At 65.7% G+C, this 15500-nt stretch carries 13 protein-coding genes and 2 riboswitches; of the genes, 3 read left to right on the top strand and 10 right to left on the bottom strand.

Annotated features, from left to right (window positions below; genetic code table 11):
- Nucleotides 1-4: 4 nt before the first annotated feature.
- The 3 genes from AC6CHP_RS14585 to AC6CHP_RS14575 form a co-directional block, all read right to left on the bottom strand.
- Nucleotides 5-1387: an MFS transporter gene (locus AC6CHP_RS14585; RefSeq protein WP_104185264.1), complete on the bottom strand. Its 1383-nt coding sequence runs from the start codon at nt 1385-1387 to the stop codon at nt 5-7.
- Between the two features lie 181 nt (nt 1388-1568).
- A complete protein-coding gene (gene metX, locus AC6CHP_RS14580; protein WP_188732185.1) occupies nt 1569-2684 on the bottom strand; it encodes a homoserine O-acetyltransferase MetX in 1116 nt (371 codons plus the stop codon).
- 12 nt (nt 2685-2696) lie between these two features.
- Nucleotides 2697-2812, bottom strand: a riboswitch (SAM riboswitch).
- Nucleotides 2813-2911: 99 nt separating this feature from the next.
- Nucleotides 2912-4237, bottom strand: a complete 1326-nt coding sequence (locus AC6CHP_RS14575) for a bifunctional o-acetylhomoserine/o-acetylserine sulfhydrylase (protein WP_498230651.1) — start codon at nt 4235-4237, stop codon at nt 2912-2914.
- 42 nt (nt 4238-4279) lie between these two features.
- Nucleotides 4280-4396, bottom strand: a riboswitch (SAM riboswitch).
- Nucleotides 4397-4559: 163 nt separating this feature from the next.
- On the opposite strand from AC6CHP_RS14575, the gene AC6CHP_RS14570 reads away from it, so the two are divergent.
- Nucleotides 4560-5198, top strand: coding sequence for a VOC family protein (locus AC6CHP_RS14570; RefSeq protein ID WP_104185268.1), 639 nt, complete (start codon nt 4560-4562; stop codon nt 5196-5198).
- Between the two features lie 213 nt (nt 5199-5411).
- Entirely contained in the window at nt 5412-6827 is a 1416-nt protein-coding gene (locus AC6CHP_RS14565; RefSeq protein ID WP_498230649.1) for an HNH endonuclease signature motif containing protein, read from the top strand.
- Between the two features lie 256 nt (nt 6828-7083).
- Here the strand turns inward: AC6CHP_RS14565 and AC6CHP_RS14560 are convergent, their stop codons facing one another.
- From AC6CHP_RS14560 to tdh, 6 genes are all read right to left on the bottom strand, one after another.
- Complete coding sequence (locus AC6CHP_RS14560) at nt 7084-7863, bottom strand: CPBP family intramembrane glutamic endopeptidase (RefSeq protein WP_188732188.1); 780 nt, start codon at nt 7861-7863, stop codon at nt 7084-7086.
- 147 nt (nt 7864-8010) lie between these two features.
- Entirely contained in the window at nt 8011-8799 is a 789-nt protein-coding gene (locus AC6CHP_RS14555; RefSeq protein ID WP_104185271.1) for a DeoR/GlpR family DNA-binding transcription regulator, read from the bottom strand.
- 95 nt (nt 8800-8894) lie between these two features.
- Complete coding sequence (gene hutI, locus AC6CHP_RS14550) at nt 8895-10106, bottom strand: imidazolonepropionase (RefSeq protein WP_188732189.1); 1212 nt, start codon at nt 10104-10106, stop codon at nt 8895-8897.
- An 11-nt stretch (nt 10107-10117) separates the two neighbouring features.
- Nucleotides 10118-11236, bottom strand: a complete 1119-nt coding sequence (locus tag AC6CHP_RS14545; protein WP_498230646.1) for an NAD(P)/FAD-dependent oxidoreductase — start codon at nt 11234-11236, stop codon at nt 10118-10120.
- Nucleotides 11237-11267: 31 nt separating this feature from the next.
- A complete protein-coding gene (locus tag AC6CHP_RS14540) occupies nt 11268-12473 on the bottom strand; it encodes a glycine C-acetyltransferase (protein ID WP_498230644.1) in 1206 nt (401 codons plus the stop codon).
- Between the two features lie 8 nt (nt 12474-12481).
- Nucleotides 12482-13528 (bottom strand): L-threonine 3-dehydrogenase, encoded by a 1047-nt coding sequence (gene tdh, locus AC6CHP_RS14535; RefSeq protein WP_498230642.1) that lies wholly within the window; start codon nt 13526-13528, stop codon nt 12482-12484.
- Nucleotides 13529-13655: 127 nt separating this feature from the next.
- Between tdh and AC6CHP_RS14530 the strand changes: the two genes are divergently transcribed.
- Nucleotides 13656-14567, top strand: a complete 912-nt coding sequence (locus AC6CHP_RS14530; protein ID WP_498230640.1) for a LysR family transcriptional regulator — start codon at nt 13656-13658, stop codon at nt 14565-14567.
- A 57-nt stretch (nt 14568-14624) separates the two neighbouring features.
- Here the strand turns inward: AC6CHP_RS14530 and AC6CHP_RS14525 are convergent, their stop codons facing one another.
- Nucleotides 14625-15242 (bottom strand): hypothetical protein, encoded by a 618-nt coding sequence (locus AC6CHP_RS14525; RefSeq protein WP_498230638.1) that lies wholly within the window; start codon nt 15240-15242, stop codon nt 14625-14627.
- Nucleotides 15243-15500: the final 258 nt, after the last annotated feature.

Raw genomic sequence — 15500 nt, 5'->3', positions numbered from 1 at the left:
GCGGCTATTTCTTGGCCGCGGCCAGAAGGTCGGCGGTGCCCTGGGCATCGGCGGCATCAACGTCATGCAGCGAGATACCGCGGGTTTCCTTGAGGAAGAACACCGAGATCGCGGTCACCACGCAGGCGCCCAGGAGGTAGAACGCCACCGGAACGGACGAGCCGAAGCTGCCCAGCAGTGAGCTGGCGATGATGGGCGCCAGCGAGCCGGCCACGATGGACGTCACCTGGTAGCCGAGGGAAACGCCCGAGTACCGCATGCGGGTGGGGAACATTTCGGCCATGATGGACGGCTGGCCGGCGTACATGAGCGCATGGAAGAGCAGGCCGATGGTGATGGCCGCAAGGATGATGAAATCGTTGCCGGTGTCCATCATGGGGAATGCGAAGAACCCCCAGGTTCCGGCGAGGATTGCACCGGCCATGTACACCGGGCGGCGTCCCAGGGAATCGGACATCTTGCCCACCAGCGGTACTGCGCAGAAGTGGATGAAGTGTGCCACCAGCAGGAGGAGCAGGATGCGGGAGGTGTCCGTCTGCACCACCACCTTCAGGTAGGTGATGGAGAACGTGACCACGAGGTAGTAGAGGATGTTCTCTGCAAAGCGCAGGCCCATGGCGGTGAACACGCCGCGCGGGTACCGGCGGAAGACTTCGGCAACACCGTAGCCCTTGTTCTCGACAGTGACTTCCTTGCGGGCCTCGAGGAAGATCGGCGCGTCCTGGACCTTGGTGCGGATGTAGTAGCCGATGATGACGATCACTGCGGAGAGCCAGAAGGCGACGCGCCAGCCCCAGCTGAGGAAGGCTTCCGGGGCGAGGGTGGAGGAGAGGGTGAACAGGACAGCGGTGGCGAGCAGGTTGCCCATGGGGACAGCGGACTGCGGCCAGCTTGACCAGAAGCCGCGGGACTTGTTCGGGCTGTGCTCGGCGACGAGGAGCACGGCGCCGCCCCATTCGCCGCCCACCGCGAATCCCTGGACGAAGCGCAGGAACACCAGCAGCGCCGGGGCCCAGTAGCCGATCTGCGCAAAGGTCGGCAGGCAGCCCATGAGGAAGGTGGCAACACCCACCAGGATGATGCTCAGCTGCAGCAGCTGCTTGCGCCCAAACTTGTCGCCGAAGTGGCCGAAGACGATGCCGCCGATGGGGCGGGCAACGAAGCCGACCGCGTAGGTGACGAAGGCTGCGATGATGCCGTCCAGCTCGGTTCCGGAGTTGGGGAAGAACAGCTTGCCGAACACCAGCGTGGCGGCGGAGGCGTAGAGGAAGAACTCGTACCACTCAACCACGGTGCCGGCCATGGAGGCCGTGACGACCTTCTTCAGGCCTGAGGACTTGACGTCGGTTTCCTCGGGCCGCCGTGCGGCGGACTTTTCCGTACTCATTGATGAACTCCTTCGGCGTCTTCTTCGACACCACTGGGACAGTCTGTGGCGGATACGTGTGATTTTGGCCACGAACCGCCGGGTCCCAACGAGTATGGTCCGCCTGAACACCAAGCTCAACGGCGAATCATGCAGAGGCTATCTGCATAAATGCACATTTGACTGCCTGTGGGGGGAAGTTTTATGCCGAGAGGTGCGCCCGGAGCTGGTGGCCCAGCTGGCCTATTTCGGTCAGGAAGCCGTCATGGCCTATCGGTGCCTCGATGACGTGAACGTCCACTTCTCCCGGCAGCGCCGCGGCAAGTTCCCGGGACTGGGCCGGGAAGTAGAGCCGGTCAGAATCCACGGCTGCCACGAAGAACCGCGCACCCGACCGCGCCAGGGTCTCGGGAAGCGGCCCCCTGCCCCGGCAGATGTCGTGGCTCATCAGGGCCTCGGTGATGGCGATGTAGCTGTTGGCATCAAACCGTCGGACCAGCTTGTTCCCCTGGTGGTCCAGGTAGCTTTCCACCTGGTAGCGTCCGCGGGCGGCCAGGACGCCACCGTGCAGGGGTGACTCCGGAGCCTGGGGTTCGCGGCCGAACCTGCCTTCCAGTTCCGCCGCGGAGCGGTAGGTGATGTGCGCGATCCGCCGGGCCAGGGCCAGTCCGTCCTCGGGGAACGGGCCGCCGTAGTAGTCGCCGCCCTTGAAGTTGGCATCCTGGCGGATCGCCAGGGTCTGTGCCTGTGCGAACGCAATCTGCTCGGCCGTGCTGGCGTGGCCGATGGAGATCACCCCGCAGCGCTGCACCCGCTCCGGGAAGGAGATGGCCCACTCAAGTGCGCGGGCTCCGCCCATGGAACCGCCCAGCACCGCAAACCAGCTCCGGATCCCCAGCTGGTCAGCCAGCCGGGCCTCCGCCACAGTGCTGTCCCGCAGCGTGACCAGGGGAAACCGGGATCCCCAGGGGGCCCCGTCCGGTGCCGGCGACGACGGCCCGGTGGACCCGTAGCAGCCGCCCACAATGTTGATGGACACTACAAAGAACCGGTCCGTGTCCACGGGCGCACCCGGCCCGGCCAGCTGCTCCCACCAGCCCGGTTCGTCGGTATCGCCGCGGGTCACGTGGGTGCTGCCGGTCAGGGCGTGTTCGATCAGGACGGCATTGCTGGCGTCCGCGTTAAGTGTGCCCCAGGTTTCGTAGGCCAGGGTGACCTCGGGCAGGTAGCCGCCAGCCTCAAGGTCCAGTCCCCCAATGGAGGCATAGCGGACGATTCCGTGTTCGGGGACGGTGGTACGGGTGACGGTAACCGTCATGGCAAGACCTCTTCTACGCGCTTGCCCGCCGTCGAATGACCGGCAGGCCAGGTCTTCACCCGGGGCACCCCACCGCGGAAGGAGGGTTGCCGGCCAGCAAGCCGGGGCTGTCACTGGCACTCATGACCTGGTTCGAGTGTACGAAACAGCCCCCGCCTGCCGCCAAGAGTGTGACTGGTTATGACTTCCCCGGCTTGCCGCCGTGCTGGTTTTCTTTGGGCGCCTGGCTAGGCTCCGGTGGCGTCCTTCGCTGCCCGGAAGCCCGCTTCCAGGTCCGCCAGGATGTCATCGATGTGTTCAATTCCCACCGACAGCCGGACCAGGCCGGGGGTTACGCCGGCAACAGCCTGCTGTTCCGGGGAAAGCTGGCTGTGGGTGGTCGACGCCGGGTGGATGACAAGGGAGCGGACGTCACCGATGTTTGCCACATGGGAGTGCAGCTCCAGCGCGTCCACGAAGCGCTTGCCGGCCTCGGCTCCGCCGGCCAGGTTGAAGGACACAATCGCGCCCGTGCCCTTGGGGCCATACTTGCGGCCCCGTTCGTACCACGGGCTGGAGGGCAGCCCCGCATAGGCGACGGATTCGACGTCGTCCCTTCCTTCCAGCCAGCGCGCCACCTCCGTGGCGTTGGCAACGTGCCGTTCCACGCGCAGGCTCAACGTTTCCAGGCCCTGTGCGATCAGGAATGCGTTGAACGGGGAGACGGCGGAGCCCAGGTCCCGGAGCAGCTGGACGCGGGCCTTGAGGATGTAGGACAGATTGGCGCCCAGGGCACCGTCCTTGCCGAGGTCCCTGGCGTACACCAGCCCGTTGTAGGTGGGGTCCGGGGTGTTGAAGCCCGGGAACTTTGCCGGGTCCTTGCCGAAGTCGAAGTTGCCTGAGTCCACGATCACACCGGCAATCGCGGAGCCGTGGCCGCCCAGGTACTTGGTTGCCGAATGGACAACGATGTCCGCTCCCCATTCCAGCGGGCGGATCAGGTACGGGGTGGACAGGGTGTTGTCCACGATCAGGGGCACACCGGCATCGTGTGCCACCTGGGAGATGCCTTCGATGTCCAGGACGTCCTGACGGGGGTTGGAGACCACCTCGCCGAAGAACAACTTGGTGTTGGGCTGCACTGCAGTGCGCCACTGCTCCAGGTTGTCCGGGTCCGCCACGAAAGTCACCGAAATGCCGAACTTCTTCAGGGTGTGGGCAAAGAGGTTGTATGTTCCGCCGTAAAGGCTGGGGCTGGCAACAATATGGTCTCCAGCCTCTGCAATGTTCAGGAAGGCGAAGGTCTCGGCGGCCTGGCCCGAACTCAGCAGCAGTGCCCCCAGCCCGCCTTCAAGGCTGGCGATCCGCTGTTCCACGGCCTCCTGGGTGGGGTTGCCGATGCGGGTATAGATGGGTGCCAGTTCAGCAAGGGCGAACCTGTTGGCGGCGCTCTCGGCGCTGGGAAAAACGAAGGACGTGGTCTGGTAGATAGGGAGTGCCCGAGCGCCCGTGGCACTGTCCGGCTCCTGTCCTGCGTGGATCTGGCGGGTTTCGAATGACCATCCGTTGGACAATTAAGGCTCCTTTGACTGGGCCCGGCATGCACGAAGCACCGCGGGCCGCGCTTGCCATCCGGCCATTTACCGGACAGCCAGGTCCTCACCCGGGGCACCCCACCGCGGAAGGAGGGTTGCCGGCCAGCAAGCCGGGGCTTAGCGCTGGCACTCATAACCTGAGCCCAGTGTAGGAACACCTGCGCAAAGCGGCACAGCATTGTGACGAACATGGTCCCGCGCATGACCCTTGCGGAAGTCCGCGCAATCACTTCCCGCAGGGAAAATCCCAGTAAGGCTACCCTTAGCTGAGAGCCCGATCACAAAGTGCCAAGATGTTGCCATGCGCATGGATCACGTCTCTTACGCCTGTGAACACGATGGCCTGGCTGCCACCACCGAACGTATTTCCTCTGCCCTCGGCGTTGAGGCAGTAAAGGGTGGAGTGCACCCGCGGTTTGGAACCCGGAATATGATCATCCCGCTCGCGGGGCACAAGTACCTTGAGGTCGTTGAGGTCCTGGACCACCCGGCTTCTGACAAGGCCCCCTTCGGCCAGGCAGTGCGGGCACGCTCCGCCGCAGGTGGCGGATGGATGGGCTGGTGCGTCGAAGTGGACGACCTGGTCCCCTTCGAGGAACGCCTGGGACGCTCCGCAGTCAACGGCAACCGTAAATTCCCTGACGGCCGCGAACTCGTGTGGAAGCAAATCGGCATCCTCGGCTTGATCGCCGACCCCCAGGTCCCGTACATGCTCAAGTGGGAGGGCGACCCGTCCCTGCACCCGTCCAACGCCTACGAGAGCAACGTCAAGATGAGCTGCCTCACCATCGCCGGCTCGGCAGCCCGGGTGACCGAGTGGCTGGGGGAACCAGTGGAAAAGCCGCTGGAAGACGTAGCTGTGGAGTGGGTGGCACCGCATGGAACCCCCGGGATCCTTTCGGTGACATTCGAGACCGCCAACGGGGCAGTCACTATCTGACGCTCCACCGCCTGCCCGGGTGCCCACGCCTGGGCATCAACGTGGGCAAAAAATGCATTCTGCCCGCAAAAGCTTCGGCCGCCATCAGCAGGTGACAACGGCGCCACCCGCTGATGGCGGCCGAATTCGTCTCCCAGCTGCATTCCAGTGCGCGGGAGTTCATGCCGCCTCCATGAACGCCACATTGTCAGACCCCCTTGCGATGATGGGTGTATGGGCAGGGAAGCGGTGGCGGGGGCGTTTGCGGATATCAGGGCCGCTCTTGCTGTGCTCAATGCGGAGGTGGATGGGTGCGGTGCGGAGCCGTTCTCTGCTGCCGATCCGTTGGCCGGGCTGGCGGATGGGAGCCTGGACATCCTTGCCGGCGCGGCGGCTGTGGAGGCCGGCGTGGCGGGCCTGAAGGCCCGAGCTGCCATGAAGTACGCCGACACCGCCCATGCCCTGGCCCCTCCCGGGACGCCGGTGCAGGCACAGGAAATGGCTGTGGCCGCCGAGATCGGGTGCGTGCTGGCCATCGGGCCGCGGGCCGCCAGCGCGTTCCTGGCCGTATCGCACGCCCTGACCACCACCTTGCCCCTGACCCTCTCCGCTTTGCAGGCCGGCACGCTCTCGTGGCAGCACGCCCAGGTCATGGCGGACGAGGCAGCCACCCTCGACCCCACCGCCGCCACCGCCCTGGAGGCCCACTTCCTGGACCCGGACACACCACGGCCGGCCGGTGCGGCGACGATCGGGGAGATGCCCGCTCACCGGTTCAAGGCCAAGGCCCTGACCTGGCGGGAACGCCACCACGCCGAATCGATCGAGAAGCGCCATACCAAGGCCGTGGCGGACCGGCGGGTGGAATACAGTCCTGACCAGGACGGGATGGCCTGGCTCACCGCCTACCTCCCCGCCCACCAGGCCATGGCAGGCTGGAACCGGCTCAACGCCCTCGCCCGCGCCGCACAAGGACCCCACGAGGCCCGCACCCTCACCCAAATCCGGGCCGATACCTTCGCCGAAGCCATCCTCACCAGCGGCACCGGCCGCGGGAGTGGTGACAGTCCCAGCGTCCCTGCAGACACCAGCGCCGGTGCAGGTGCCGGAACGGATCCCGCCGGGCTGTCGTCGCGGATCCGGGCGCAGGTCCTCGTCACCGTACCGGTCCTCACCCTCATGGGCCTGACCGACGAGCCAGCAATGCTCGACGGATACGGACCCATCCCAGCCTCCATGGCGAGGGACCTGGCCGCTAACGGGGCCGATTCGTTCCACCGCGTCCTGGTCGATCCGCGGGACGGGGCCCCGCTGGAGATCGGCAGGACCAGCTACCGGGTCACCAAAGCCATGCGGAACTGGCTCCGGCTGCGCGACGGCAAGTGCCCCTTCCCCGGCTGCAGCAACAGCTCTTTGGACAACGAGGCAGACCACCTCCTCGCCTGGCACCACGGCGGAACCACCGGCATCAGCAACCTCGGACAACCCTGCCCGAAACACCACAAACTCCGGCACACCACCGGCTGGAAACCAACACCAGCCACCAAAAACCAACCACCCGGCTGGACCTCACCCACCGGCCGCCACTACAAAAGCGAACACCAAGACTGGGAACCACCCCACTGGCCCAGCCTGTCCTGTCGGCCTTAGCGGCGGAGTTAAAACTGACGGAGCATCACACCGGGCAAACGCATGGTTTAGGGCCGTACCCGCCCATGCCCACTGCTCGTGACTGCTCCCTCTTCTACGCTGCGCCGGCCGTCTTGGCGCAGGGCCCGCTCAGGGAAGTTGACCCGGTACTGACCTAGCTGCCACCTGCTGCCCGCCATCGTGCTCACTATTGCCCGCGGTCGTGCCCACCCGAGCCTAACGCGGTGCTTACCGTGGCCGACGTCGCCTGAGGAATTCAGCCCAACCCGACTGCCGTGCCGAACAGGCTGAAGCCTACGAAGGCAACGATGTCGAGCAGTGCGTGAGCAATGACCAGCGGCATCACCCGCCGCGTTCGGGTATAGAGCCACGCGAAGACGATGCCCATCACCACATTGCCGATGAAGGGGCCGAAGCCCTGATACAGGTGATACGTGCCGCGGAGCAGCGAGCTCGCCAGGATGGACAGCGGAATGCTCCAGCCGAACTTTCCAAAACGGTTCATCAGGTATCCCACCACGATGACTTCCTCCACCACGGCATGGCGCATCGCTGACAGGATCAGCACCGGTACTGTCCACCAGTACGCGTCCAGTGCACTGGGAATGATGGCCGTGGTAATCCCCAGCGCCCTGCCTGCGGCGTAAAGGCCCAGGGAGGGGATGCCGATCAGTGCTGCCAACCCGAGTCCCTGGAGCAGATCCCCGCCGGGGCGGGCAAAGTTGAAGCCAAGCTTGTTGAAAGCTGACCCGGAGTTGCTGCCGTCGCCGGACGCGGCCTGACGATGGTCGCTGAGGAAATAGAGCACCAGCAGCACCGGAACCAGCGCGAAAATGATGTCCAGCAGCTGGTAGGTCAGGTCAAAATATTCGCGGGTGCTCTGCGAGCGGTTAAGTGTGGACGTGCCCTCCGCCAGCGGTGCACGGGTCATCTTGTCCAGGAGCTGCACCACGGAGTACACAGCAGACTGGCCCAGGGACAGGCCCAGGACAATCCAGACTTCAAACCGAAGGCGACGGCGGGAGGGAACCAGCATGCTCCCATCTTGCCTTCAGTTTCTGGATCCAGGCTGATTGCCCTTCCAGTGTCACGCGGTAGCCCGAGCCAATGCCTTCTACCCCGTGGCGCCAGCCAGTGCCTCCCACCCGGTGGCGACGAGCCGGTGCCGCCCAGCCAATGCCGCTTAGCCGGGGGCGACGATCACTTCCGTGCCGTTGGCTTCGAAGGCAGCCTTGTCCTTCGCCGAAATTCCGGAATCCGTGATCAGCCGGGTGAAGTTGTACCCGTCCATGGTGGCAAAGGCACGCACGCCGACCTTGGACGAGTCCGCCAGGACGTAGGAAACCCTTGCCCTGCTGGCGAGGAGGGCATTGACGGAGGCCTCACCCTCACCTGTATTGGTTGGCCCCACTTCGGGATCAATGCCGTTAACGCCGATGAAGGCGATGTCCAGCACCACCTTCTGCATGATGATGTCCGTGTAGGGACCCACCAACTCGTAGGAGCGTGGATTGAGGATCCCGCCCGTGACCATGACTTTGATGCTGGGCCGGACCGCCAGCTGCGAAGCGATGTTGATCGCGTTCGTGACCACTGTCAGGGTGGGCTGGTTGGACGGCGCGTTGAGGTCTTCGCGCGTGGCCAGGATCTGTGCCAGCGCGGTGCTGGTGGTCCCGCCGCACAATCCGATCACCGCACCGGGAGCTATCAGCGCAGAGGCAGCCTGGGCAATCTGCTCCTTGGCCTCGGCGTGGTCATCGCGGTTGTACCGGCCGGGCAGGTCGTAGGCAAGGGCTCCCGTGGTGGCGCCTCCGCGGGTCCTGGTGAGCAGCCGGCGCTTGGCCAGGCTGTCCAAATCGCGACGGGCGGTGGCTGGGGACACGTTCAAGGTGCTGACAATCTCTTCGACCTCCACCTGGCCGGTCCGTGCGAGGAGGTCCAGGATTGCCGTCAGTCTGTCAGTGCGGGTCATGCAGGGCCTCCAAGTACTCAAGCCACCTGCTCAGATGACGTTTTCTGATCATAACAGACCGCAAACGATCATCTAACGTCATTAGGATCCCGGAGCTACCGCGCCTGCTTTCCTGCCCGCCACACAGCGTATGTCAAGGGCATCCCCGGCCGGTAGGCGAGGTGGGTGGCGGACGGCGCATTAAGGACATGCAGATCGGCCCGGTGGCCGACCGCGATGGACCCCACCGCCCGTTCGCCGTCGGCGTCGTTCCCTGTGTCCTTGTGCAGCGCGAGGGCTCCCCCGTACGTGGCTGCCCGGACGGCTTCATGGACGCTGAGGCGCATCTGCAGCACCGCCGTGGCGACACAGAACGCCATGGAGCTCGTGTAGGACGTTCCCGGGTTGCAGTTGGACGCGAGCGCCACCTGGACGCCGGCATCCAGGAGCGCCCGGGCAGGGGCCAGAGGCTGGCGGGTGGAAAGGTCGCAGGCCGGAAGGCAGGTCGCAACCGTGCCGCGGCTGCCGGTGCCCGTGCCGGCGTCCCAGCCGGTCCAGGTCCCGGCCAGGGCATCAACATCCCCTGCGGCGAGGTAATTAACGTGGTCCACGCTGGCAGCATCGAGCTCCACCGCGAGCTGCACGCCCGGGCCTTCGCCAAGTTGGTTTCCATGGACGCGGAGCCCCAGGCCGGCGTCGCGGCAGGCCAGAAGGACCCGCCGGGACTGTTCGGCAGTGAAGGCTCCTTCCTCACAAAAGACGTCTGCCCACTGCACAAAGGGCCGGACGGCAGCCAGCATGGGACCGCATACCAGGCTGGTGTATTCCTCCGGGTCCTGTCCCGCGGGAACCAGGTGCGCCCCCAGATAGGTGACCTGGTCCGCCACGGTGGAGGCAATCCGCGCGCTCCGGGTTTCGTGCTCAACGTCCAGTCCATAGCCCGTTTTTGTCTCAAGGTAGGTGGTTCCCTGCGAGACGGCTTCGTCAACACGGCCAAGCGCCAGGCGGGTCAGGTCAAAATCCGACGTGCCACGGGTTGCGTTCATGGTGACCGCGATGCCTCCGGCCGCATAGGACTCCCCCGCCATCCGCGCCTCGAACTCAGCGGTCCGGTCCCCCGCGAACAGGAGGTGGGTATGGGAATCCACCCAGCCGGGCAGCACGGCGCGGCCGCCCATGTCCACGACATCATCCGCGGCCGGAGCATCGGCAGCAGCGCCGATCCATGCAATCCGTTCGCCCTCAATCACCACCGCCGCGTCCTTCAGGACCCTGTGTTCCAGGTCCTGCGTCATCAGCTCGGCGATATTGGTAATCAGGGTGCTCATACAGCCATTCTTCAGCGCCGCACGGACCAGCGGGTGGCCGCCAGCGCCTGCGCTGTCCGGGATTCCGGACCCGCCGTCCCGGTTGCGGCGGCAGCACCGGCCTGGCCCGCCAAAATCTGGGCTGCCGCGAGTTCAGCCATGGCCGAGGACGTCTGGAATCCGTAGCCGCCCTGCCCGGCGAGCCAGTAGAAGCCCGGAGCCTCCGCGTCGAACCCCGCCACCGGAACGCCGTCGGCCGCCTCCGTCCGCAGCCCCGTCCATGCCCTGCGGACTTCCGTGATCCCCAACGTGGTTTCCCGGTTCAACCTGTCCACCAGCCGCTCGATGTCACCGGGCCGCGGGCGGGCATCCTCGGGCCCGCTGGGCTCCGATTCGGAGGGCGAAATGAGCACGTCGTCCCCGTCCCGCCGGAAATAAAACGAATTGTCCGCTGCCGCCACCATGGGGCTGTGCTCAGGCAAGGGATGGTCGACGGCGGCAATCGCCGCCGTGCGACGGTACGGCTGGAGTCCAAGCTTTTCCACTCCGCTGATCACGGCAAGTTCGTCCGCCCATGCGCCGGCAGCGTTGACCAGGACGCCCGCCTGGAAGCCCTCCGTGCCGGCACCCACCTGCCAGCCGGAACCAAGCCGTTGCGCGGTGTGCACCCTGGCGCCGGTAATGATGTCCACCCCGGCAGAGGCGGCCCGCTCCCGGTGGTCTGCCAGCAGCAGCGGCGCGTTGCAGCCGAAGGACCCTTCGTCCAGCCCCGCGGCCTGGAAGGTACCGGGGACCAGCGCCGGGCAAAGCTCCAGCGCCTCAGCGGGGGTAATGGACCGCATGAGCCCACTGGCTTCCGCGGCCACGTCTTCCTCCGCGCCGATCAGCATGAAGCTGCGGGGCGTCAGGATGGGTTCGGGCAACTCCGTATCGCGTGCGGCAAGCAGCTCAAGCGTCCGGACGGTCAGTTCCTGGACCACGGGCGGGCCGTAGCTCGGAATGAACTGGCGGGCCGAGCGGGATGACGTGTGGTACGCCAGTTCCTGTTCCGCCTCCACCAATGCCACGCTGCATTTGCCCGCCAGCGCAGACGCCAGGGACAGTCCGGCAATGCCGCCGCCAACAATCAGGACATCATAATGAGCTGCCATTTCCCTATCCTTGCAGACTTGGCTTCCAGCGCTACCCTTCCTGGCCTGCTACCTCGGCACGGCTGGCGACGAAGGCACGCACGCACGCTTCGACGTCGTCCGCCGAATGCGCAGCCGATAGCTGCACCCGGATCCGCGCGGCACCCCGCGGAACCACCGGGAAGCTGAAGGCTGTGACAAAGACGCCGTGCTGCAGCATCCGGTCAGCCACCTTTGCGGCCAGCACTGCGTCGCCGAACATCACCGGCACAATGGCGTGTTCCCCGGGCAGGAGATCGAAGCCTTCCTCCGTCATCCGGCGCCGGAACAGGACGGCGTTCTCGAAGAGCGTGCGCCGCAGGTCCGCCGAGTTCTCCACCAGGTCCAGGGCCTTGATGGTGGCCGCGACAATGGCCGGAGCAAGCGAGTTGGAGAACAGGTAGGGGCGGGCCTTCTGGCGGAGCATGGCCACCACCTCGGCCCGGCCGGACACGTAGCCGCCGGACGCTCCGCCCAGCGCCTTCCCGAACGTGCCGGTGTAGATGTCCACCCGGTGCGACACTCCTGCGTGTTCGGGTGTGCCCGCCCCCGTTCCGCCCATGAAGCCGACGGCGTGGGAGTCGTCCACCATCACCAGCGCGTCGTGCTTCTCGGCGAGGTCGCAGATGGCCTCCAGCGGCGCAAGGTACCCGTCCATGGAGAAGACGCCGTCGGTAACAACGATCCTGCGGCGGGCGTCCTTCGCCTCCACAAGCTTCGCCTCGAGGTCCGCCATGTCCTGGTTGGCGTACCGGTACCGCTGGGCCTTGCAGAGCCGGATCCCGTCGATGATGGAGGCATGGTTCAGGGCATCGGAGATGATTGCGTCCTCCGGCCCGAAGAGCGATTCGAAGACACCGCCGTTGGCGTCAAAGCAGCTGGAGAACAGGATGGTGTCCTCGGTGCCCAGGAAGCGGGAAACCCGGGATTCGAGTTCGAGGTGCAGGTCCTGGGTGCCGCAGATGAACCGCACGCTGGCCATGCCGAAGCCTCGCTCGTCCATGGCCGCCTTGGCCGCGTGGATGATGTCCGGGTGGTCCGCCAGGCCAAGGTAGTTGTTGGCGCAGAAATTCAGCACGTCCGCGCCCGTCTGCCCGATCTGTCCGGCTGTGATGTGGCTGGACTGCGGGGAACTGATGCTGCGTTCGGTCTTGAAAAGGCCCGCGCTGCGGATATCGTCCAGCTCCGTGCGCAGCTGGTCCTTGATCGAGGTGTACATGGTGTTCCTTAGAGTTGGGTCCAGTCGAGGACAACTTTGCCACCTGTGCCGCTGCGGGCAAGGTCGAAGCCTTCTTCCCATTGGCCCGCAGGCAGCGTGTCAGTGACGACGGCGGATATTCCCGCATGCAGCACGGGGCTGGAAGAGAGCATGGCGCTCATGGCGTACCAGGTTTCATACATTTCGCGGCCATAGATGCCCTTGAGCGTGAGCATATGGGTGACCACCTTGCCCCAGTCGATGATGATGTCCTGGCTAGGCAGGCCGAGCATCGCGATCCGGCCGCCGTGGTTCATGTTGTCGATCATCTCCGGCAGCGCACCGGGATGGCCGGACATTTCCATGCCGATGTCGAAGCCCTCCCGCATGCCGAGGTCGCGCTGGGCATCGCGCACGCGGGTGGTGGAAACATCGATCGCGAGGTCTGCCCCCAACCGGCGGGCAAGCTCAAGGCGTGGGCGCGAAACGTCGGTGATGGCAATCTTACGGGCCCCGGCGTGCCGGGCAACGGCGATGGCCATCAGGCCGATGGGTCCGGCGCCGGTGATGAGCACATCCTCCCCCACCAGGGGAAAGCTCAGGGCGGTGTGCACGGCGTTGCCGAAAGGGTCGAAGATGGCACCGAGTTCGGGCGTGACCGAGGGATCGTGGTGGACCCAGACGTTGGTCTCCGGGATCACCACATACTCGGCGAACGCACCGTCACGCTGCACGCCAACACTGACGGTATGGATGCACATCTGCCGCCTGCCGGCGCGGCAGTTCCGGCAGATCCCGCACACCACATGGCCCTCCCCGGACACCCGGTCCCCCACTTTGACGTCGCGGACGTCCTCCCCGGTTTCCACAACCTCGCCATAAAACTCGTGGCCCGGAATGAGGGGGGCTTCAATGATCCCCTGCGCCCAGGAATCCCAGGACTGGATGTGGAGGTCGGTGCCGCAGACGCCGGTGGTCATGACCCGGATCTTCACATCAGCAGGGCCCGGTACCGGCTCGGGGCGGTCTACCAGCTCGAAGCCGGCCTGGGGTCCGGCCTTGTACAAAGCCTTCATCGGCTTCCTCACTCTTTGTTTGTCGTGGCAGGTCCTGCCTTCCTCATTACAGCGAGGAAGAAGCTTTAGCACAACAGCAAAATACTCAATCGACGATGTAGCTATTCCTAATGCATAGAATGCTGTGATGGAGATTCACCAGCTTGAAATCCTGCGCGAACTGGGCGCCCTCGGAAGCGTCAAGGCAGTGGCGGACACCCTCATGGTCACCCCGTCCGCCGTCTCCCAGCAGCTGGCTCTGCTGCAACGGAAGATCGAGGTCCCGCTCACCCGCAAGGAGGGCCGCAACCTGGTGCTCACCGAGGCAGGCCAGGTGCTGGCCGACGCCGGGGCCGCCGTCGTCAGCGCCATCGCAGACGCCAAGGATGCCATCGGGAACTACCACGGTTCCGCTGCCGGCAGGGTAAGCCTGTGCGGATTCCACAGCGCGGGGCAGGCGGTCTTCGCCCCGCTCGCCCGGATCCTCGCCGCCCCTGGACAGCCGCGGATAGAACTCTCGGACGAGGACGTGGCCCAGCAGGACTTCCCCGCCCTCACCGCGCGCTATGACCTGGTGCTCGCCCACCGGATGGACCACAGCCCGCGCTGGCCTGCCGAACGCGTGACGGTGATCCCTCTTGCCCACGAGCCCCTGGACGTGGCTCTGCCTGCCGGGCACCCCCTGGCGGCCAAGGCGGCGGTCACAGCGGACGACGTCGGAGGCGAGACCTGGGTGACCAGCCACGCCGGCTACTCCCCCGCGGACGTGCTGTCCGCCGTCGCCGCCGTTTCCAGCCGGGAACTGAACATCGTCCACCGGATCAACGATTACTCCACGGTGGCCGCCCTGGTTGCCACCGGCGGCGTGGTGGGCTTGCTCCCCAGGTACACCGCGGGGCCGGTACTGAATCCGGACATCGTGCTGCGCCCGCTCGAAGGAATCAGCACCCGGCGGCGGATCGACCTGCTGGCCAGGCCTGAAAACCTGAAGCGGCGGTCCGTGACCATCGTGTGCGAGGCACTGCAGGGCATCATGGCGGGGCTGGTGGACCAGGGCTGACCCAACTGAGTAGCAGCAGATGTCGTTATGAGCCTCCACAACGACACTTGCTGCTACCTAGTTGGGTCCTTTGCCGTGGCCGCGGCCCAGCCCCAGGCCCGGACCCCCGCCGGCGCCCTCAACGATGCGCTCCGCCGTCACGGTGTCCCCGTCCTTCACTCCGGAGATCCGGACGTCGTCGCCCGTGGCGATGTCCGCGATGGTTCCGTCGGCCCGCTTAAGCCGTTTGCCGCCGTCGTCCTTGGCCTCAGCATCCTCCGCCGGCGGAGCCGTCACCTGCGTAATCCTCGTGCTGGCGTCGATGGTGTAGGCCTGCGAGTAGCCGTCCTCGCTTCGAACGGTGATGGAGGTGTCGCTGACGGACTCCACGGTGCCGCGCTGTGTCACCTCGGTATGGAAAGTCCCGTCAGCCTTTTTGGCCACGCTCTCGCCATGCAGGTGCTGCGGGCGCTGTGCCTTGTCTGGCTTAGCGTGTCCGGGCGCCTTGTCCTGGCCGGGGGCCCTGTTCTGCCCAGGGGCATCGCCCGACTTTCCCGGCGGCGAGGACGACGACGGTGCGGGCGGCGGAGTCTCGTTCGCGGCCCACGCGAACGCCACCCCGGTCCCGGTCAGGACGAGTGCCACGGCCCCGCCTAGCGCAGCCTTGCGGAATCCCAGCGGTTCCCTTACCGACATAAACCCACACCTCCCACAGCAACGGCAGGACATTCCTCGTGAGCGGAGCCCTGGTGGTTCAGTGTAGGACGGGGCTGTACTGCCGCACACGAGTAGCCAGCGGCTGCCGGGAGGTGAGTACTACTTAAACGCAACTGGGTAGCAGTAGATGTCGTTATGAGCGCTCAAAACGACATCTGCTGCTACCCAGTTGGGCGGGAGGGGCTAGGAGACTGCTGAAATATCCGCTGGTTTAGGCGCGTCGGCTGGACTGGTGAG

The sequence above is a fragment of the Pseudarthrobacter sp. GQ63 genome (genome assembly GCF_059758765.1).
Note: the sequence above shows the minus strand (reverse complement) of the source record. Positions and strands in the feature narration are given on the sequence as shown.